The sequence below is a fragment of the Streptosporangium sp. NPDC002607 genome (genome assembly GCF_053592655.1).
In genome coordinates this window covers 91517-111220 of sequence record NZ_JBSFWD010000018.1, presented here as the reverse complement: position 1 = coordinate 111220, position 19704 = coordinate 91517, and the positions used below count along the sequence as shown (strand labels likewise).

Genomic DNA, 19704 nt, shown 5'->3' with positions numbered 1-19704 from the left:
CATGCCCTTCCATCGGTTTCACCGCAGCAGTTCCTCTGCCGTCATGGAGATCAACTCAGCCGACTCCTCAGGCGTGAGAGCCAGCTCTCGCAATTCATCGTACGTCTGCATGAAGCGTTGAGTATCGGGTGATTCCACATAGATAGCTCCTTTTGGGGTCTCCGCATAGCCGATCTCAGGAAACGGTTTCTCCATCGAGAAAATACGGAACGCACCGGTTGGGCTGGCGTGCGCCCCGGCACTGAACGGCAGCACCCGAATCTCGACGTTCGGTTCGGCGATACGACCGGCCAGGTGTCGCAGCTGTGCTGACAAACACCCTGCGCCACCAACCTCGCGATGCAAGATGGCCTCATCGATGATCGCTGAGAACCGCGGTGGATTTTCTCTTTCGAGAATCCCTTGGCGAGTCATACGGAGTTCGACCCACCGATCGATCTGCTCGCTCTTCGCGTCGTACTCAGCCGCCGTGATCGCCGCCCGCGCATATTGCGAGGTATGCAGCAAACCCGGGAGCAGAGTGTTGTCGAAGGTGCGGATTTCGGCCGCACGGGACTCCAGCCACACATAGTCGACGAACGCACCGGCGACCTCGTTGGCGTACCCGTCCCACCAGCCTTTCTGCCAGACCTCCTGGCTGAGCTTCATCAGGCTCTCGCGTCGCCTGCCGTCGGCCACGCCGTACAGATCGAGGAGAGCCAGCAGGTCCGGGCGCCGGATCGGATACTCCCCCGATTCGAAGCGGCCCGCAGTGGACGGGTCTCGCTGGAGATACTCGGCCACGTCCTTGAGCAACAGAGAGTTGGCCTCACGTAACTCGCGGAGTTGCTGACCAAGCCACTGCGCTCGGAGCGTCACCCACTTCGGAGCAGCCATACCCACCTTCCAGGCTGGGCTGTACAGGCCATGGCTTCACCAGCCTGGCAAATACAGCTTGTGAACTTCAGTAACCGTGTGTCACTATACCCAACGTAGCCACCCGCTCACAGAGAGCGCAAGAAATGGCAGCATCCGACCACGGGACGGTCACGTGGTCACAGGAACACCAGGGAAGACAGGAGACCGGGGCGGGCTTCGCTGACAGGCCACGCCCGCCCCGGCCCCGATGCCGGAAGGAAGCACCCGAGATGGAGCACTTCAACGGTTCCGACTACCCGACTGTTTACCACGGCATGGTCTCGTGGCGCGGCGAGACCGGAGGAGGCGGAAGCGGTTTGTCCTGGCAGTCCGATTCGGCTCTTGACAGAGAAGATGTTCGGGCGCTGGCCGGGGGACTGCCCCGCGTGTTCGCGCTGGTCCGGGAGGCCGAGGACGAGGAGATCATGGCGCGGGTGGTGGCGTACGGGCTGGCCCTGCCGGGCGGCGACGCGGCCACCGTCGGCGCTGTCAGGGGATTCGGCCGGTGGACGAGCGCGCGGAGCGCCGCGTACCGGCTCGGCTCCGACCTCGTCTGGCTCGGCGACGGCGACGGCGACGGGTGACCGTACCCGCCTGGCACGGCATGGCTCGGCGGCCGCCGAGCCATGCTCTGACCTGTGGGTTTTCGGGCGTAAAACGGGTAGGGCCGCAATATGAGTCAAATGCCCCCGGACCGTAAAGGTCTAAGCGACGAGCAGGCGGTCGAAGTCGAGGAGTGGACCGATGACCTCGGCCTTCACCACGAGATCCTTCCGGACGATCCCGGACACCAGGACACGCTTGACGAACGTCTCTGGCGTGAGGCCCCGAACCACGAACGGCGGCCCCCACGCGAGGAGGACCGCCTGGTGGCGCCGGATGAGGGCCTCGGCCCGGACGAGACATCCGAGGAGTACGCCCGGGACGTCGGCCCCGACAGCGGAGACCTGTCAGCCGAGGAGCGCGCCATCCACATCGAACCCGACTGATCCGGCTCGTCAGGGAGGTCCTTCGCGGTGTCCTCACCGAGGACGCCGTCGAAGCCATGTGCCTGGCTCCGCGAAGTATCCACGACCGGGTAGCCGATTCCGCGTAGGCACATGGCCTGAGGTGCACGACCCCGCCCCCTACTCCGCGAGCGGTCCGCGATCAACCTGCGGCCCTGCCTCCCAGTGCCGCGACCAGGCCGGGGAAGTCGTCGATGACGTGGTCGGCCTCGGCCGCCTCGGGGCGGGCGGCGTGCAGGTGACCCCACGGGCCCCGGCGGACCAGGGCGGTCCACATTCCGGCCGCGCGGGCGGGCCGGACGTCGTTGTCGAGCCGGTCTCCCACGTAGAGGATCTCGCCGGCCTCGCGCCCCGACACCGCGACGACCTTCGCGAAGAAGCCCGGATCGGGCTTGGACACACCCCAGCCGTCTGAGGTGTGGATCGCGTCGACGGGCAGATCCATCGCGGCCAGCGCGTCATATGCCTGCGGCGGCTGGTTGCCCGCGATGATCAGCTCGTATCCGAGCCCGCGCAACGCGGCCAAGCCGGGCCGTACGTCCGGATAGAGGTCGTCGGCGTCGAAGTTCACCCGGAGCCCGGCGGGGTCGTCCCGCTTCCACGCCTCCTGCTCGGCCTCGACGTCGAACCCGGGCCGTAGCAGCCGAAACGCGTCCTCGAACGACCGGTCGAGCGCGGCCATGCCGCCCAGCACGCCGAGCATGGTGAACCGGGTGACGCCGAGCCGGTCGGCCCAGCGCGACCAGATCCGCGTCTCGTCGATCAGCGTCTCACCCACATCGAACACCAGCGCCTTGACCACGCCGCCCCCTTCCCAAGCCCGTCCGATCGTAGCCCGCCCCGGCAAAACGGACACCCGGTGACCGTTTCAGAGCGAACACCCTCGCACGAACGCGCCCGAACACCGGCATCACTCCCGACCGTGCCGCAGCCCGCAGCCGATCCATGATCGCCGCGCATTTCGCTCATGACCGACGGCGCCTCATGGAACACTTAGAGTGCATGTTCGGACACGAAGGGATACACGCCCATGGTGATGACAGCGTCTCAGCGATCCGCCTCGCGCACCGCGCCCCAGCCGCCCGCTCAGCCCGCCGCACCTGAGGACCGTCCACTACCTCGCACCCCGAGGGAGATCTTCGAGTCTCTTCCCCCTATCCGTGGCCTACGGGCCGAAGTCGTCGACGGGAACCTGATCGTGAGTCCTTCCGCGACCCCCCGGCACGCGCGTATAGCAAGATGCCTCAGCAGAGCCCTGATCCCTGTGGAGGACAAGAACGACTGGGAGAGCTTCTCCGGTGATGTCGACATCTGCGTCGAAGGTCCACGAGACACCATCGTCCCCGATTACTGCCTGGTCCCCGTGGACGCTCCACTCTGGGGAGATCGGGAGATCCTCTCCTCGGGGCTGATCCTGGTGGCGGAGATCGTCTCGCCCGGCTCCATGGAGATGGACCGCGCCACGAAGCCCCGGATCTACGCGGGCTGCGGCATCCCGATCATGCTGATCGTCGACCCCGTCGCCTCACCGCCCGCGGTGACCGTCCTCAGCGACCCCGAGGACGGCAGCTACCGGACCATGACCCACACCGAGATGGGCAAGCCGCTCCGGATCCCCTCCCCCGTCGACTTCGACCTGGACACCTCGATCTTCCTGTAACGACACCGACTCGACTCCTCGGGGCAGGACACGGTCTCAATCAGCCGGCGGATGCCCGCGGGCACGGACCTGGCGACGACGGACGCCGCGGCCTGCCCCACCCAGCGAGGCGTCGGCACCGGGATAAGGCGCGACGGAGCCACCAGCCGGTGAACACGTCTCGCTCCTGTCCGATGTGCCGGTGGCACCGGACGGGACGCCGACCAATCCACGTGCCGTTCCGCTTCGAAGAAGCGGCGAAACGTGCTTTGCTCATGGCGGGGAGGATGCATGAGACCTAGACGGGCGCTGAGGTCGGCAGAGGACCGCGACTCCCTCCAGAGCGGGCTGGAAGACCTGCTCGAACACGTGGCGCGAGGAGATCGCGCCGCCTTTGAACGGATCTACGACCTGGTCGCCGGCCCCGTCTACGGGCTGGTCCTGCGCGTGCTGCGCGACCCCGCGCAGAGCGAGGAGGTCGCCCAGGAGGTCCTCGTCGAGGTGTGGCGCAGCGCCGCTCGCTACGAACGCGCCCGCGGCTCGGCGATGGCCTGGGTCATGACGATCGCCCACCGCCGCGCCGTCGATCGCGTCCGCGCCGTCCAGAGCGCCGTCGACCGCGAGGACCGGGTGGCCAGGCTGGAGGTGCATCGTCCTTTCGACGAGGTCGCCGAGTCGGTGGGGGCCCGCCTGGAACGCGAACGGCTGCGCCGCTGCCTTGACGGGCTCACCGAGCTGCAACGCCAATCCGTCACTTTCGCCTATTACGGTGGATATTCCTATCGTGAAGTCGCCGAGCTGCTGAAGGTGCCACTGGCCACGGTGAAGACCCGGATGCGTGACGGGCTGATCCGCATACGCGACTGCCTGGGGGTGGAACGATGAACAGCGTCGAGAGCGGTCACGACCCGCACACCCTGTCCGGCGCCTACGTCCTGGACGCCATCGACGACCCTGCCGACCGGCTGCGCTTCGAGGAGCACCTGGGCCGCTGCGCCGAGTGCGCGCAAGAGGTGCGTGGCATGGCCGAGACCGCTGCCAGGCTCGGCCATGCCACGGCCACCGACCCGCCGCCGGGACTGCGCGAGCGGGTGATGACCCAGATAGATCAGGTCCGTCAGCTGCCGCCCTCCCTCATCGCGTACGCACCCGACGCGAGGAGGAGGAAGGCCCCGTGGTGGCCCCGCCTGGCCGTCGGACTGGCCGCCGCCGGACTGGCCGCCGCCGTTTCGCTGGGTCTGATCGCCGTCCGCGCCCAGGATCAGCTGGAGCAGATCCAGCAGCGCGACCGGCGGATCTCCGCCGTCCTGGCCGCGCCTGATGCCCGTACCCTCACCGCGACCGCGCAGCGGGGCGGCACCGCCACCGTGGTGTTCTCCCGCGCCGAGGGAGAAATGGTGTTCCTGGCCAGTGGGTTGGCCGCCCTGCCCGACAGCCGTACCTACCAGCTCTGGCAGATCGGCCCCACGGGCATCCGCTCGGCCGGGCTGATACGCCCCGATGACTCCGGCCGTACCCCGCTCGTCGTCACCACCCCCTTCGCCGCCACTACCCAGCTCGGCGTCACCATCGAGCCCGAAGGCGGCTCGGCCCAGCCCACCACCCGGCCCCTGCTCCTGGTCGACCTGCCCGCCACCTGAGCACGACAGCGCCTCCGTACGACCACCCCGCCGACCGCCCTGGCGGGGTGGTCGTGTTGTCGGCTCAGCCCACAACGCCACCGTTCACATCGTCGACAGCATGGCGTGGGTCAGTACGCCGAACCAGTGGCATACCAGTGCCTCAACCAGCGAAATCAGGGATGGTCCACGGCCCGAAAAATCGACCAATCCGAGGGCGGTCCGGCGACGAATACGGCGCAGGGGAGAAGGACCCGACCGGATGCCTCCCCCAGCCCTCATGGGCCGGTCACAGGTGTGACCGGCGGCCGAAAGGACCAACGAAACATGGAGCTCCGAATCAGTCGGCGCGCCCTGATCGGCATCGGCGTCGCGGGAGTACTCACCGCCTCCTCCCTCGCCCTGCTCAGAGCAGAGACCGGCGCGGCGTCCTCGCACCGCGAGGCGCCCATGATCGCGGGTGACCCGCGCAACGACAACACCGACGTGTACGCGTTCGTCAGCCCGGACAAGCCCGACACCGTCACCCTGATGGCGAACTTCATCCCGTTCGAGGAGCCGAACGGCGGGCCGAACTTCTACCGGTTCGACGCCGGGTCACGTTACAACATCAAGATCGACAGTGATGGCGACGCACAGCCCGACACCGTCTACCAGTGGACGTTCCGTGACGAGGACAGGCGCGGCACGGACACCTTCCTGTACGACAACGGCCCTGTCACCTCGCTGAACGACAAGAACCTGCTGTTCAGACAGCGCTACACGGTCAAGAAGATCACCCATCGAGGAACGCGGACCCTGGTCAAGGACGGCGTGGTGGCCCCGAGCAACACCGGCCCGGCCTCGATGCCCGACTACGCCTCGCTGCGCACCCAGTCGATCAAGAACCTGCCCGGCGGCGGGAAGGCATTCGCCGGCCAGGCCGACGAGGCGTTCTTCGCCGACCTGCGGGTCTTCGACCTGCTCTACGGCGGCGACCTGTCCGAGGTCGGCCAGGACACCCTCAGGGGCTACAACGTGCACAGCCTGGCCCTGCAGGTGCCCAAGGACGAGGTCGCCCTGAAGGGCGACGCCGACCGCAACCCGGTCATCGGCGTCTGGTCCACCGTGGACAAGTGGAGCCCCCAGGGCTACGTCCAGGTCTCCCGGCTGGGCCAGCCGCTGGTCAACGAGGTCGTGGTCCCGGCCGGACTGAAGGACGCCTTCAACGCGCTGCCCCCGCACAAGGACGCCGACGTCCCGGCCGTCGTCAAGCGCGTCACCAACCCGGAGGTGCCCAAGCTCCTTGAGGCCATCTACGGCCTCAAGGCGCCGAAGACCCCCCGGGCCGACCTGGTCGAGATCTTCCTGACCGGCATCGCCAAGGCCAACGGCCCGATCAAGGCCGACCTCAACTCGCAGAGTCTCAACAAGGACGCGGGCAGGTTGCGCCCGGCGGAGATGCTGCGGCTGAACATGGCCGTCGCGCCCGCCGCGAACCCGAACCGGCTCGGCGTGATCGCCGGCGACCTGCAGGGCTTCCCGAACGGCCGCCGCCTCGGGGACGACGTGATCGACATCGCCCTGCAGGCGATGGCCGGCGCCGCCCAGAGCGGCGAGCTCGTCGACGCGCTGGCCGCCGGCGACAAGGTGGACCGGAACGACAAGCCGTTCGGCACCCGGTTCCCCTACATCCCGCTGCCCGGCAACACGTCGGTCAACGCGAGCTGATCCGACGGTACGGGACCCGGCCTGCCCGGGTCCCGCACCCGGCCCTGGGGGTAACCACCGTGAAGACATCCGTAAGAGCACGGCTCGCCGTGGGCGTGCTGGGCCTGGCGACGGCACTGACCTCGGGGGCGGCCCTGATCCCCGGCGATCGAACGCCGTCGCCCGCCACCGCACCGCCCCAGCAGTCGGCCGAGATCCCGGTCTCGGCCGGCTCCCTCAAGAGCGCGATCCAGGCGCTGACCGCCCGGCTGCGGCGGCTGCCCGATGACCACCAGGCCTGGGCGCGGCTCGGCTCCGCCTACGTCCAGCAGGCACGCCTGAGCGCCGACCCGTCCTTCTATCCGAAGGCCGAGCAGGCGCTGGCCCGCTCCGCCGCGCTGAGCCCCGGCAATTTCGCCGCGCTGACCGGCCAGGCAGCGCTCGCCGCCGGTCGGCACGACTTCACCGAGGCCGTACGACTGGCCAAGCTGTCACAGACCGCCAATCCCTACGGCCAAGGCGCCCAGGCGGTGCTGGCCGACGCCTACACCCAGCTCGGCCGCTACGACGAGGCCACCCGGGCGATCAGCAGGATGATGGAGTTGCGCCCCGGTGTCGCGGCCTTCACCCGGGCCTCCTACGACGCCGAACTCCGCGGGGATCGCACGACGGCACGCCGCATGCTGGAGCACGCCCTTGACGACGCCTTCTCCCCCGACGACATCGCCTACTGCCGTCACTACCTGGGCGAGCTGGCCCTGCGCTCCGGTGATCCGCGCGGCGCCACCGAGCAGTACCGCCTCGCGCTGAAGGCCGCCCCCGACTTCACCGCCGCTCTGGCCGGAACGGCCAGAGCGGCGGCGCTCGACGGCCGGCCGGCTGAGGCCGCCGACCTCTACGCCACCGTTGTCGGGCGCCTGCCCCTGGCCCAGTACGTGATCGAGTACGCCGAGGTGCTGGTCGCGGCGGGCAGGGATCCCGCCGAGCAGTGGGCGCTGCTGCGCGCGCAGCGGACCCTGATGGAAGCGGCCGGGGTCAAGGACGACCTGACCTGGGCCGAGTTCGAGGCCGACCACGGCTCTCCCGCACGGGCCGTCGAACACGCCGAGGCCGAATACGCCCGCAACCCCAACGTGGTCGCCGCCGACGCCCTGGCCTGGGCCCTGCACCGCGACGGCCGTGACCGGGAGGCCCTGCCGTACGCGCGTAAGGCCACCGCCACCGGCTGGCGCAACGCCCTGTTCCATCACCACCGCGCCGAGATCGAACGCTCGCTCGGCCGCACCGAGGAGTCCAGGCGCTCCGCCGCCCGGGCCCGCGACGCCGACCCCACCTTCTCCGCCGATCTCCCTGCCCTAGCGAGGTTCTCCTGATGCTTGCGGTCACTACCGCCGCCTGCGGCCTGGCGATGTGCGCGACGCTCGCCGCAGGCGCCGCGCCCTCCAACGCGGAGATGGCGCACCCACTGGGCAACTTCACCGTCAACCACTACAACGGCCTGCGGATCGCCCCGGACCGGGTGGAGAACCTGGCGGTCGTGGACAGCGCCGAGCTGCCCACCCTGCAGGCCCGCCCCGCGGTGGACGCCGACCGCTCAGGAACGGTCTCGGACGCCGAACGGTCGGCGTACGGCACCGCCCGGTGTGGCGAACTCGCCACCGCACAGCGTCTGACGGTGAACGGGACCGCGACGGTGTGGCAGATCTCCGAGGCCGTCTTCGCCTACGAGCCCGGTCAGGGCGGCCTGCAGACCAGCCGCCTGACATGCCGCCTGCACGCCGCCGCGAAACCGCTCCAGGCACCCACCGCCGCCGCGGCCTCCGGCTCCGGGACCTCGGTGACGTCCGAGGGGAGCGGGACGGTCGAATTCAGTGACGGCTTCCTGGCCGACCGGCTGGGCTGGCGGGAGATCACCGCGGTGTCCGCCGCGGGGCTACGGCTGGTGCGCCCTTCGGTGCCCGGCACGAGTGTGAGCCGGGAACTGCGGTCCTACCCCGGCGACCTGCTGGCCGACCCACTGGACCAGCGGGCGGTGAAACTGGGCGTGACGCCGGGAACCGGCTCGGCGGCGACCGCGATACCGCCGGTGTCCGGCGGACCCGTCGCAGACGCACTGGCCGCGCTGGACCGCCTGTTCACCAACCTGATCGGCACCGCGTCGCTGACCGTGCCGCTGGGCCTGCTCTCCGTGGCGCTGGCCGCGGTCCTCGGCGCCGGCCACGCGCTCATCCCCGGTCACGGCAAGACCATCATGGCCGCCTACCTCGCCGGCCGCAGCGGCCGCCCACGTGACGCGCTGGTCGTCGGCGCCACCGTGACGGCCACCCACACGCTGGGTGTTCTCGTCGTCGGCCTGCTGCTGAGCGCCTTCTCCGCCCTCACCGGGGAGTCCGTGCTCGGCTGGCTCGGCCTGGCCAGCGGCCTGCTGATCACTGTCATCGGCGCCGGTCTCCTGCGATCGGCCTGGCGCGCCCACCGCAGCGGCGAGCCCTCCGGCCACAGGCACGGGCACGGGCACGGACATGTGCCCTCCGCCGAAGGGCACGACCAGAGATCCGGCTACGGGCACGGCCACACCGATCCGGGCCGTGGAGTCGTCCGGACGGCGGTGCTGGATCGGGAGCGGCCCGCACAGACCGAGGCCACCCGCTCGCGGCGCGGGCTGGTGGGGATGGGGGTGGCGGGAGGCCTGGTGCCCAGCCCTTCCGCGCTCGTCGTCCTGCTCGGCGCCATCGGGCTTGGCCGCACCTGGTTCGGGATCACGCTGGTGTTCGCCTACGGCATCGGCATGGCGAGCACCCTGACCGCCACCGGCCTGCTCCTGGTCAAGCTGGCGGGACGACTCGACCGGATGGCGACGAGGGGACACGGCATGGCTGCCCGCCTGTCGTCTCTCGCCCCGGTCGGCACCGCCGCCGTCGTCATCGTACTCGGCCTGGGCCTGGCCATCCGGGGCCTGGCCGGAGCCGCCTGAGAGAAACCGGCCCTGGCCTCGCGTCCGGCGGTTCCACAAACCATGAACCGCCGCTCGCCAGGAGCGCAGGCCACCCGGGCGACGATTTCGGGCCGGCCTCCCCGGGGGGAGGAGGGACCACCGCCGACCGGCTCGGCCGTCCTCCATCTCGATGCCCCGGCAGCCGTTCCCCCGCCCAGGCGGGCGAACCGGCTCAGAGTTTCTCCATCGCCTTGCGAATGCGCTTGTCGGAGATCGAGTACGGGGTGCCGAGGGTCTGGGCGAAGTAGCTGACCCTGAGCTCCTCGATCATCCAGCGGATCTGCCGGACGTCGTCGTCGGAACGGCGGGCCGGGGGGAGCTTCTCGACCAGCTCGTGATAGTCGTCCTCGATGTCGTGCACCTTGCCCATCCGCTCCCCGTCGCGGAACGCGTCCTCGTGCACCTTCTCCAGCCGCCGCTCGGCTCCCTTGAGATAGCGGAGCAGGTCGGGCAGGCGCTTGTGGCCGGTCTCGGTGACAAAGCCCGGGTAGACCAGGTTGGCCACCTGGTCGCGGATGTCCTCGATCGCGGGCGTCGAGCGGGACTCGGGCAGCAGCGTCGAGACGGTGTGCCAGACCTTGAGGATGCTCTCGACCCTGGCCACCACCTCGGCCGTGGTGTCGAAGAGCTCGGCGCGGACCGCCTCGTGCAGGGCGGTGAAAGCGGACTCCTCCCAGACCGGCCCGCCGTACTCGTTCATGAGATGGTCGGCGGCGCAGGCGATGCAGTCGTCGAACAGGGCGACGGCACCGGCGTGCGGGCTCCGGCTCAGGGCGAGCTTGGACTGGTTGCCGAGGCGGCCGAGCACCCATTTGGCCGGGGACGGGGTGTTGAGCAACAGCAGCCTGCGGGTGCCCTCCCACATGGCCCGGCGCTGCTCGGCCTCGGTCTCGAACATCCGTACCGCCACGGTGGCGCCCTCGTCGGCGAGCGCCGGATAGGCCTTCATCCTGCGCTGCTCGAACGTCTTGGGCAGCGCGCCCACGGTCCACCCCGTCAGGCCGGATTTCTCCAGGCCGTCGGCGGCCTTGGAGAGGGTCTGGCGGAGCTTGGGGGCGAGGCGCCGCTTGAGATCGGCCAGGTCCTTGCTCTCGGCCAGCTTCTGCCTGCGGCCGTCGGTCACCCGAAAGGTGATCTTGAGGTGGTCGGGGACCAGGCCGGGCTGCCAGTCCTCGCGGGTCACCTGGAAGCCGGTCAGGTTGAGCAGCTCGCGCTCCAGCACCGCGAGCAGCGGCTCCTGGGTGGGCTCGGCCCGCTGGAGGACCTTCTTGGCGTAGTTGGGGGCGGGGACGAAGTTGCGCCGGATGTTCTTGGGCAGGCTGCGGATGAGCGCGGTGAGCAACTCCTCGCGCAGCCCGGGGATCTGCCAGTCGAACCCCTCGACGTTGACCTGGTTGAGCAGCGCGAGCGGGATGTGCGCGGTGACGCCGTCGGCGTCGGTGCCGGGCTCGAACTGGTACGTCAGCGGGAAGCGCAGGCCGCCCTGGCGCCACACGTCGGGGTAGTCGCGTCGGCTGACGTCGCCGGCCGACTCGCTGATCAGCATCGACTTCTCGAAGCTGAGCAGGTCGGGCTGGTCGGCGCGGACCTTCTTCCACCAGGAGTCGAAGTGCCGCCCGGAGACGACGTCGGCGGGAACGCGCTGGTCGTAGAAGTCGAACAGGGTCTCGTCGTCGACGAGGATGTCGCGGCGCCTGGCCCGCTCCTCCAGTTCCTCGACCTCTTCGAGGAGCTTGCGGTTCTCGGCGAAGAAGGCGTGGTGGGTCTCCCAGTCGCCCTCGACCAGGGCGTGCCGGATGAACAGCTCCCGGCTCAGCTCGGGGTCGATGCGGCCGTAGTTGACCTTGCGCTGGGCCACGATCGGCACCCCGTACAGGGTGACCTTCTCGTAGGCCATCACCGAGCCCTGTTTCTTCTCCCAGTGCGGCTCGGAGTAGGTGCGTTTGATCAGGTGCGCGGCGAGCGGCTCGACCCACTCGGGTTCGATCTTGGCGTTGACCCGGGCCCAGAGCCGGGAGGTCTCCACCAGTTCGGCGGACATCACCCAGAGCGGCTGCTTCTTGGCGAGCGCGGAACCCGGGAAGATCGCGAACCGGGCGTTGCGCGCGCCCACGTACTCGGTCATCGGCCTGCGCGGCTCGTTCGTGCCGCGGCGGGCGCCGGGCTCCGCGGTCTTCTTGTCGATGTCCTTGACGCCGACGTGGGAGAGCAGGCCGGAGAGCAGGGAGATGTGGATCTTCTGCTCGTCGCCGGGGGTGCTGTTGAGGGCGACGCCGAGGGTCTTCGACATCTGGCGTAGCTGGCCGTAGACGTCCTGCCACTCGCGGACCCGCAGGTAGTTGAGGAACTCCGCCTTGCACAGCCGCCGGAACGCGCTGGAGGAGAGCTCCTTCTGCTGCTCCTGCAGGTAGTTCCACAGGTTCAGGTACGAGACGAAGTCGGACTCCTTGTCGGCGAACCGGCGGTGCTTGTCGTCGGCGGCCTGCTGCTTGTCGGCCGGGCGCTCGCGCGGGTCCTGGATCGACAGGGCGGAGGCGATGACCATGACCTCGCGGACGCAGCCGTTGTGGTCGGCCTCCAGCACCATGCGGGCCAGTCGCGGGTCGACGGGGAGCCCGGCCAGCTTGCGGCCGAGCGGGGTCATCTGCCGCCCCTGGTCGAAGGCGCCCAACTCCTGGAGCAGGTCGTAGCCGTCCCTGACCTGGCGCTGGTCGGGCGGCTCGACGAACGGGAAGGCCCCGATGTCGCCCAGGCCGATCGAGGTCATCTGCAGGATGACCGAGGCGAGGTTGGTACGGAGGATCTCCGGGTCGGTGAACTCCGGCCGGGTGACGAAGTCGTCCTCCTCGTACAGCCGGATGCAGATGCCGTCGGAGACCCGGCCGCAGCGGCCCTTGCGCTGGTTGGCCGAGGCCTGGGAGATCGCCTCGATGGGGAGGCGCTGGACCTTGGTGCGGTGGCTGTAGCGGGAGATGCGGGCGAATCCGGGGTCGACCACGTACTTGATGCCGGGCACGGTCAGCGAGGTCTCGGCCACGTTGGTGGCCAGCACGACCCTGCGCCTGGTGTGCCGCTGGAAGACCTTGTGCTGCTCGGCGGCGGACAGCCTGGCGTACAGCGGCAGGATCTCGGCGTCCTTGCGCTTGGCGAGCGCCTCGGCGGTGTCGCGGATCTCCCGCTCGCCGCTGAGGAAGACCAGGATGTCGCCGGGTCCCTCGGCGCACAGCTCGTCGACGGCGTTGCCGATCGCCTGGATCTGGTCGTCGTCCTCGGCGATCGGCCGGTAACGCACCTCAACGGGGTAGGTCCGGCCGGAGACCTCCACGATCGGCGCGTCGCCGAAGTGCTTGGAGAAGCGCTCGGGGTCGATGGTCGCCGAGGTGATGATCACCTTCAGGTCGGGGCGGCGCGGCAGGAGTTGTTTGAGGTAGCCCAGGATGAAGTCGATGTTGAGGCTGCGCTCGTGCGCCTCGTCGACGATCAGCGTGTCGTACTGGTCGAGGTCGCGGTCGTTCTGCAGCTCGGCCAGCAGGATGCCGTCCGTCATGACCTTGACGAGCGTGCCGTCGCTCACCTGGTCGGTGAAGCGCACCTTGTAACCCACGGCGTCGCCGAGCGGGGTGTCGAGCTCTTCGGCGACGCGCTCGGCCACGGTACGGGCGGCGATGCGGCGGGGCTGGGTGTGCCCGATCAGCCCCCTGACGCCCCGGCCGAGCTCCAGGCAGATCTTCGGTAGCTGGGTGGTCTTGCCCGAGCCGGTCTCACCGGCGACGATCACGACCTGGTTGTCGCGGATCGCCTCCAGGATGTCGTCCTTGCGCTGGCTGACCGGCAACGCCTCCGGATAGGTGACCGTGGGGACGCCGGCGCGGCGTCGGGCGACCCGGCGCTCGGCCCGCTCGACGTCGGCGGTGATCTCGACGGTGATCTTCTGCTGCGCGGCCCGGTTTCTGACCTTGCGAGCCCCGTCGAGCCTGCGTCGTAGCCGCCGCTGGTCACGGAGCGTGAGCTCGGGCAGGCGCGCGTGCAGTTCGGAGAGCGGAGATGTCAAAGGAGGCGTTCCCATACTGAAACCCAGGATACTTTCGGCCCGCGCCTGACGGCTCACGCGTGCCCTTCGAAGGCCCCCACGTGAAGCCCCAACCGTTCATGCTGCCCGACCCGCCGCCTCCTCGCATCCCAATATCCGCCCCGCCGAAAAAGAGAACGGCTCCGCCGCCCCCGGCGGGGGCGGCGGAGCTTCGCAGGTCGGGTCCCGCGGGAGCGGGACCCGGGATCAGCGGGCTACGGGAGCGCCGGGTAGGCGTTCTGCAGCAGCTGGCGGAACTGGGCGGAGAACCAGTGGCCGGAGACCGGCGCGTCGGCCAGGGCGCCGCTCATGTTGTTGCCGTTGCGCTCGTTGCCGCCGTAGGTCGGGTCGCACATCCGGTCGAAGCCCTTGCCCTCGTTGTTCGGGATCTCCTTGCTGGAGCCGTCGGACTCACCCGGGGGCTTGATCCAGACGTAGGCGTCCAGACCGGCGGCGGGGCTGGCCTGCGGGCGCTCGCCCAGACCGGCACCGCTCTGGTTGCACCAGTTGCCGGCGTGGATCCGGCGGTCCACCCTCGACTCGTTGACGAAGGTGTTCAGGACGGTGGAGGTGCTGGCGGCGGCCGGACGGGCCGAGCCTCCCCAGCCGTTGCGGGAGGTGTCGATCAGCATGCCGATGTTCGACTTGAAGCCCTTCTGGATCAGCGTGTTCCGGAAGGCCTGGGCGAAGGACAGCTCGTCGACGTAGAAGTTCCAGTCGACCCAGCTGGACTGGCGGACGGTCTGGCCGTTGACCGTGGTGCCGATGTTGAAGTGGGGCTCCTTCAGCGCCGAGTAGTTGGCGGTGTTGGTGATGAAGCCGTCCACGCTGTCGAAGCCCTTGACGGTGCCGGCGACGGTGGTCGCGAACAGGTCGGCGGACGGGCCGAAGTTGGTGTCCCAGCCGAGCCAGCCGTGGTGACCGGCGTCGATGTAGGTGTAGACGTTGTTGATCGCGTGCAGCTTGTCCAGGGCGTAGCGGACGCCGTTGACGTAGGCGCCGCTGTCCTTGGCCTCCTGGCACTTGGCCACGTTGAGGTTGGTGATCAGGTTGGGCAGCGAGTCGATTTCGATGATCGACACGATCCGCAGGGCCGCGTACTTGGGCTCGGCCATGATCGCGGCGATCGGGTCGATGTACTCGGTCTTGTAGCGGTTCAGGCCGTTCTGGGAGATGAGCAGCTCACCGTTGGAGGCCAGCGCCGAGCAGTCGCGGTTGGGCAGGTTGTAGATGACGAACTGGATCGTCAGCGGCTTGCTGCCGTTGGCTGCGTCCTGGCGGAGCGCCTCGTCCAGGTGGGCGCGGAGGCCCATGGCCGAGGAGGAGCCGGCGATGGCGGCGATGCGGTCCAGCCACACACCGGTGGAGATCTTGGCGACCGCGTTGCCGCCCGGCTCGGCGGCGGCCTTGGCCGACCAGTCGGGGTTCACGTAACCGGTGGCGTCGGTGTACGGGTTGTCGACGTGGCCGACCGGCGGGTTGCCGTCGTCGTCCGCCTCAGTGGCGGTGACCGTGGCGCTGGTGTAGCCACTGGCGGCGGCCGTGATGGTGGCGGTGCCGTTGGTCTGGTCGGCGTCCTGGGCCGCCGAGACCGTCACGTTCTGCGCCGTGTTCCAGTTGGCGGTGGTGAAGGTCAGCGTGGAGGGCGAGATGGTGATGTCGCTGTCACCGGTCTTGCTCAGGTTGACCGTGACGTTGCCGGTCGGCGCCTGGCTGAGCCTGAAGCCGACGGTCGCGGAGCCACCCTCGGGGACGCTGACGGAGGTCGGGGAGGCGACGATCGACGGGGTCGAGGTGCCGGCCACGGTGAAGGGGACCGCGGCGGTCTCGGTGGAGAGCGCCGGGGTGGCGTTGTCGTACGCCTTGGCCTTGGCGGTGTGGGAGCCGGCCGCCAGGCCCGTGGCGGAGTAGGAGTAGGGGGCGGTGGTGTCGGTGTTGACCAGCGTGCCGTCGACGTAGAACTCGACCTTGCTGACCGCGCCGTCGTCGCTGGCGGTCGCCGTGAGCGGCACGGCGGCACCGGCCTGGTAGGAGGCGCCCGAGGCGGGGCTGGTCAGGCTGACCGTGGGCGGCTGGTTGCCGGGGGTGGTCCCGCCGCAGGCCACGCCGTTGATCGTGAAGGAGGTCGGCTTGGGGTTGGTACCGGACCAGCTGCCGTTGAAGCCGATGCTGGTCGAGGCGCCGGTGGCCAGGTTGCCGTTCCAGTCCAGGTTCTTGGCGGTGACGGCCTGGCCGCTCTGCGCCCAGGTGGCGCTCCAGCCCTGGGTGAGCTGCTGGGTGGTCGTCGGGAAGCTGAACCCGAGGGTCCAGCCGGTCAGCGGGTCACCGAGGTTCTTGACGGTCACGCTTGCGGTGAAGCCGCCCTGCCAGTCGTTGGTCGTGTAGGCGACGTCGCAGGCGACTGCGGCGTGCGCGGTGGCGGCTTGCCCGGTGGCAAGGCCGGCGGCGGCCACCAGCAGTGCCGCCGTGGTCGCCGCCCGATTACGCCAGGCGTGGCGACGCGAATTGACTCTCATGCGTGATCATCTCCAGGACGATGGTGGGAGCGCTCCCATAGTCCGGATGTTTCACCCGTGTGTACAGCTTGTTGCACGTCGGAGCCCCTGAATTAGGACCGCCCTGGCCCCTGACCTCACCGAACGGGTTTCGAACCCGATGAAAGTTTCAGAGCCCTGTCCGCGACCGGCCCGGAATGGTGCGCACCGGCCACCTGTGGACGAACTCCGAGGCGCCGCGGATCTCGCCTCCAGATCGCCTCCGGAAAACGCGTTCCCGAGTACCGTCACCGCAACACGGACCTGGAAGCCGTTCGCGGAGGACACGCCGCATGCGGGGAAGGTCGAGGCCAGGCTGAGGGGGGTGGTGAGCTGAGGACCGTTCACCCCCACCACGGTGGATTCCGGTGCCGTCCCGGCGAGCGGCGCTGAAATAACCGCAGCACCGGCGCCGTTGCACAGAACTCGAAGGGGTGCACGCTCCTCCCTCCCCGCGATGAAAGGCTTGCTCTCCATGGCTCTTCCACTCTCCATCCTTGATCTGGCGCACATCGGCGAGGGAGAGACGGCCGCCGACAGCCTGCGGGCCAGCGTGACCCTGGCCCAGCGCGCGGAGGAGTGGGGCTACCGGCGGATCTGGTACGCGGAGCACCACAACATGCCCACCATCGCGTCCTCGGCGACCAGCGTCCTCATCGCCCACGTGGCCGCGCACACCCGGACGATCCGCCTCGGAGCCGGCGGCGTCATGCTCCCCAACCACTCCCCGCTGACCATCGCCGAGCAGTACGGAACCCTCGAAACGCTGCATCCGGGGCGCATCGACCTGGGTCTCGGCCGGGCGCCGGGCAGTGACCAGCAGACCGCACGAGCCCTGCGCCGCGGCCCGATGGCCGCGGACGACTTCCCGCAGGACGTCTTGGAACTGCAGGGATACCTGACCGGCGAGTCCCGGATCCCGGGCGTCGACGCGACGCCGGGCAAGGGCACCGACGTGCCGCTGTACATCCTCGGCTCCTCCCTGTTCGGAGCCAGGCTCGCCGCCGCACTCGGGCTGCCGTACGCCTTCGCCTCCCACTTCGCGCCGAACGCGCTCCAGGACGCCGTCTCGCTCTACCGGCGCGAGTTCAAGCCGTCCCGGCAGCTGGATCGCCCGTACGTCATCGCCGGCGTCAACGTCCTCGCGGCCGACACCACGGCCGAGGCGCAGGAGCAGTTCCTGGCCATGAAGCGCAGCCGGGTCAGCCTGCTGCTCGGCCGGGGCCGGAAGTTCACGCCGGAGGAGGCGGACGGCATCCTCGCCTCCCCCGCGGGGCAGCAGATCCTCCAGATGGCCACCTACTCCGCCATCGGGACCCCGGCCGAGGTGACGGACTATCTCGACCGCTTCGCCGAGAACTTCCAGGCCGACGAGCTGATCACCGTCTCGGCCTCCCCGGACCGGAAGGCCTGGCTGCGCTCCTTCGAACTCCTCGCGGAAGCCCGCGGCCTCCTCGCCACCTGACGTTCGACGGCGGCGTGAGCCACCGAAAACCGACGTGCCACTTTCCCGGCACCGGGCGCTCCGCAGGTCCCGTGTGTGACCGCGGTGTCCTCAAGTGCTCGATCAGGGACCGCACACCGTAGCCCGGCGGGGACGGGTGCCCTGAGGGTACCCGTCCCCGCCGGGCCACCTCCTCCTACGGGTCGGCCTGGCCGCCGGCACCGCCTGGTCCACCGCCCTGCTCAGCGGCGGAGCCGCCGGCGCCGCCACCACCATGAGCCTGCTCATCCGCCTGCTCGACCATCACCGCGACAAGCGCTGAGCGGCCGACCTCGAACCGGGCCGCACCGGTCTGACCGGCGCTTCACCGGTTGAGTATGAATCCTCGCCGGGACAGGTCCACCGGCCCGCCCCATTACCTCGGCCTTCCCTCCATCCCTCAGCTGACGGCGAGCCAGTCCAGGAGATCGCCAGGTGTCGCGTTTTGACACCTCGAATGGGTAACCGCTATCTATTGGCCAACCGTTAGGGGGTGACATGCAGGACGCAGTGCTGGCGATGCTCGCCAAGGAGCCGTCGCACGGGTACCACTTGCACGCTCGGCTGCGGCGGAGTCTTGGCCCGCTGGGCGAGTCGATGAACCGCGGTCAGATCTATGTGACGTTGGCCCGGTTGGAGCGAGCGGGGCTGGTTGCCTGTGAGCGGGCGGACGGCCTGCCCGAACGGCCGGAGCGCAAGGTCTATGCGCTGACGCCGGCCGGGCAGCAGCGGGTGGCCGCCTGGCTGGCCGAGGTGGGCTGGCCGAAACCGGACCTGGCGGAGTTTCATCTCAAGCTCGCCGCTGCCGCCGCGGCCCGGCTGGCCGACCCGGTGGAGCTGGTGGCGGCGCAGCGCCGTGAGTTGCTGCGCCGCTTGCGTGAGGCGCAGCAGGCGGCGCTGGCCGAGCCGGCGGGGTCGGGCGCCGGCCTGCTGCTGGAAGGGGTCGTGCTGCGGTTGCAGGCGGACCTGCGCTGGCTGGATGCCTGTGAGCGGGCCTGGTCCAAGGTCGATGACGAAGTTGAGGGTGGATGAACGTGTCAAGTGCCGCGGTCCGGGCCTGCGGCCTGGTGAAGACGCACGGTCAGGGGCAGAGCCGGGTCCGCGCGGTGGACGAGGTCGACCTGGAGGTGCCGCAGGGACAGATGCTGGCGGTGATGGGCCCCAGCGGCTGCGGGAAATCCACTCTGCTGCACCTGCTGGGTGGCCTGGAGCGGCCTACCGATGGAGAGGTGTGGCTGGCCGGGCGGCGCGTCGACACGCTGAGCGAGCGGGCTCTGGCGCGCATGCGGCGCCGGTCGGTGGGGTTCGTCTTCCAGGCCTTCCATCTGGTGGAGGAGCTGTCGGCGGCCGAGAACGTGGAGCTGCCCGTGCTGCTGGCCGGGCGCTCGCGCCGCCAGGCCAGGCGCCGCGCGAGCCTGCTGCTGGAACGGGTCGGGCTCGCCGACCGTGCCCGGCATCTGCCGTCGCAGCTGTCCGGTGGGCAGCGTCAGCGGGTCGCCATCGCCCGTGCGCTGGCCAACGACCCGCTGGTCGTCCTGGCCGACGAGCCGACCGGCAACCTCGACACCGCGGCGACCCTCGATGTGCTGAGGATCTTCGAAGATCTGCGTGCCGCGGGGCAGACCCTCGTGATCGTCACGCACGACGAACGGGTCGCATCCACCGCGGACCGGCTGATCTCGATGCGCGACGGGATGTTCGTCGACGACACCCGGTTGGCCGGCTCCCCCACGCGCGGGCTCGGCGGCCTGATCGGGCTGGAGGGCTGAACG

The 19704-nt window shown here is 69.6% G+C and carries 15 protein-coding genes; 11 read left to right on the top strand and 4 right to left on the bottom strand.

Annotation, left to right across the window (positions count from 1 at the left end; translation table 11 throughout):
* Positions 1-18: 18 nt before the first annotated feature.
* Entirely contained in the window at positions 19-876 is an 858-nt protein-coding gene (locus tag ACWD3H_RS21605) for a helix-turn-helix domain-containing protein (protein ID WP_451956241.1), read from the bottom strand.
* Positions 877-1127: 251 nt separating this feature from the next.
* Between ACWD3H_RS21605 and ACWD3H_RS21600 the strand changes: the two genes are divergently transcribed.
* Together ACWD3H_RS21600 and ACWD3H_RS21595 are read left to right on the top strand one after the other, a co-directional pair.
* On the top strand, positions 1128-1481 hold the full coding sequence (locus ACWD3H_RS21600; RefSeq protein WP_451956240.1) for a hypothetical protein: 354 nt from the start codon (positions 1128-1130) through the stop codon (positions 1479-1481).
* A 99-nt stretch (positions 1482-1580) separates the two neighbouring features.
* Positions 1581-1886, top strand: coding sequence for a DUF5709 domain-containing protein (locus ACWD3H_RS21595; RefSeq protein ID WP_350923572.1), 306 nt, complete (start codon positions 1581-1583; stop codon positions 1884-1886).
* A gap of 160 nt (positions 1887-2046) precedes the next feature.
* Here ACWD3H_RS21595 and ACWD3H_RS21590 read toward each other — a convergent pair whose 3' ends face one another.
* A complete protein-coding gene (locus tag ACWD3H_RS21590) occupies positions 2047-2706 on the bottom strand; it encodes an HAD family hydrolase (protein ID WP_451956239.1) in 660 nt (219 codons plus the stop codon).
* Positions 2707-2934: 228 nt separating this feature from the next.
* On the opposite strand from ACWD3H_RS21590, the gene ACWD3H_RS21585 reads away from it, so the two are divergent.
* From ACWD3H_RS21585 to ACWD3H_RS21560, 6 genes are all read left to right on the top strand, one after another.
* Positions 2935-3564, top strand: coding sequence for a Uma2 family endonuclease (locus ACWD3H_RS21585; protein WP_451956238.1), 630 nt, complete (start codon positions 2935-2937; stop codon positions 3562-3564).
* A 270-nt stretch (positions 3565-3834) separates the two neighbouring features.
* Entirely contained in the window at positions 3835-4428 is a 594-nt protein-coding gene (gene sigK / locus ACWD3H_RS21580; protein WP_451956237.1) for an ECF RNA polymerase sigma factor SigK, read from the top strand.
* Positions 4425-5183, top strand: a complete 759-nt coding sequence (locus tag ACWD3H_RS21575; RefSeq protein ID WP_451956236.1) for an anti-sigma factor — start codon at positions 4425-4427, stop codon at positions 5181-5183. Before sigK ends, ACWD3H_RS21575 begins: the two co-directional genes overlap by 4 nt.
* 306 nt (positions 5184-5489) lie before the next feature.
* On the top strand, positions 5490-6872 hold the full coding sequence (locus ACWD3H_RS21570) for a DUF4331 domain-containing protein (protein WP_451956235.1): 1383 nt from the start codon (positions 5490-5492) through the stop codon (positions 6870-6872).
* Between the two features lie 59 nt (positions 6873-6931).
* Positions 6932-8224: a tetratricopeptide repeat protein gene (locus tag ACWD3H_RS21565; RefSeq protein WP_451956234.1), complete on the top strand. Its 1293-nt coding sequence runs from the start codon at positions 6932-6934 to the stop codon at positions 8222-8224.
* Entirely contained in the window at positions 8224-9825 is a 1602-nt protein-coding gene (locus tag ACWD3H_RS21560; RefSeq protein WP_451956233.1) for a nickel/cobalt transporter, read from the top strand. Before ACWD3H_RS21565 ends, ACWD3H_RS21560 begins: the two co-directional genes overlap by 1 nt.
* A gap of 193 nt (positions 9826-10018) precedes the next feature.
* Here the strand turns inward: ACWD3H_RS21560 and hrpA are convergent, their stop codons facing one another.
* Both hrpA and ACWD3H_RS21550 read right to left on the bottom strand, forming a co-directional pair.
* Positions 10019-13912 (bottom strand): ATP-dependent RNA helicase HrpA, encoded by a 3894-nt coding sequence (gene hrpA, locus ACWD3H_RS21555; RefSeq protein WP_451956232.1) that lies wholly within the window; start codon positions 13910-13912, stop codon positions 10019-10021.
* 218 nt (positions 13913-14130) lie between these two features.
* Positions 14131-16431, bottom strand: a complete 2301-nt coding sequence (locus ACWD3H_RS21550; protein WP_451956231.1) for a glycoside hydrolase family 6 protein — start codon at positions 16429-16431, stop codon at positions 14131-14133.
* A gap of 493 nt (positions 16432-16924) precedes the next feature.
* Between ACWD3H_RS21550 and ACWD3H_RS21545 the strand changes: the two genes are divergently transcribed.
* The 3 genes from ACWD3H_RS21545 to ACWD3H_RS21535 all read left to right on the top strand — a co-directional run bounded on the left by ACWD3H_RS21545 (position 16925) and on the right by ACWD3H_RS21535 (position 19701).
* On the top strand, positions 16925-17914 hold the full coding sequence (locus tag ACWD3H_RS21545) for an LLM class flavin-dependent oxidoreductase (RefSeq protein WP_355568350.1): 990 nt from the start codon (positions 16925-16927) through the stop codon (positions 17912-17914).
* 516 nt (positions 17915-18430) lie between these two features.
* Positions 18431-18964, top strand: a complete 534-nt coding sequence (locus tag ACWD3H_RS21540; RefSeq protein WP_355568353.1) for a PadR family transcriptional regulator — start codon at positions 18431-18433, stop codon at positions 18962-18964.
* Positions 18961-19701: an ABC transporter ATP-binding protein gene (locus tag ACWD3H_RS21535; protein WP_451956230.1), complete on the top strand. Its 741-nt coding sequence runs from the start codon at positions 18961-18963 to the stop codon at positions 19699-19701. The genes ACWD3H_RS21540 and ACWD3H_RS21535 overlap by 4 nt, the downstream gene beginning before the upstream one ends.
* The last annotated feature ends 3 nt before the right edge of the window (positions 19702-19704 follow it).

Excerpts from the sequence above, each read along its gene's own strand:
- ACWD3H_RS21605 (WP_451956241.1), bottom strand. The coding sequence starts at position 876 with ATGGCTGCTCCGAAGTGGGTGACGCTCCGAGCGCAGTGGCTTGGTCAG.
- ACWD3H_RS21600 (WP_451956240.1), top strand. The coding sequence starts at position 1,128 with ATGGAGCACTTCAACGGTTCCGACTACCCGACTGTTTACCACGGCATG.
- ACWD3H_RS21595 (WP_350923572.1), top strand. The coding sequence starts at position 1,581 with ATGCCCCCGGACCGTAAAGGTCTAAGCGACGAGCAGGCGGTCGAAGTC.
- ACWD3H_RS21585 (WP_451956238.1), top strand. The coding sequence starts at position 2,935 with ATGGTGATGACAGCGTCTCAGCGATCCGCCTCGCGCACCGCGCCCCAG.
- sigK (WP_451956237.1), top strand. The coding sequence starts at position 3,835 with ATGAGACCTAGACGGGCGCTGAGGTCGGCAGAGGACCGCGACTCCCTC.
- ACWD3H_RS21575 (WP_451956236.1), top strand. The coding sequence starts at position 4,425 with ATGAACAGCGTCGAGAGCGGTCACGACCCGCACACCCTGTCCGGCGCC.
- ACWD3H_RS21570 (WP_451956235.1), top strand. The coding sequence starts at position 5,490 with ATGGAGCTCCGAATCAGTCGGCGCGCCCTGATCGGCATCGGCGTCGCG.
- ACWD3H_RS21560 (WP_451956233.1), top strand. The coding sequence starts at position 8,224 with ATGCTTGCGGTCACTACCGCCGCCTGCGGCCTGGCGATGTGCGCGACG.
- hrpA (WP_451956232.1), bottom strand. The coding sequence starts at position 13,912 with ATGGGAACGCCTCCTTTGACATCTCCGCTCTCCGAACTGCACGCGCGC.
- ACWD3H_RS21550 (WP_451956231.1), bottom strand. The coding sequence starts at position 16,431 with ATGAGAGTCAATTCGCGTCGCCACGCCTGGCGTAATCGGGCGGCGACC.
- ACWD3H_RS21545 (WP_355568350.1), top strand. The coding sequence starts at position 16,925 with ATGGCTCTTCCACTCTCCATCCTTGATCTGGCGCACATCGGCGAGGGA.
- ACWD3H_RS21540 (WP_355568353.1), top strand. The coding sequence starts at position 18,431 with ATGCAGGACGCAGTGCTGGCGATGCTCGCCAAGGAGCCGTCGCACGGG.
- ACWD3H_RS21535 (WP_451956230.1), top strand. The coding sequence starts at position 18,961 with ATGAACGTGTCAAGTGCCGCGGTCCGGGCCTGCGGCCTGGTGAAGACG.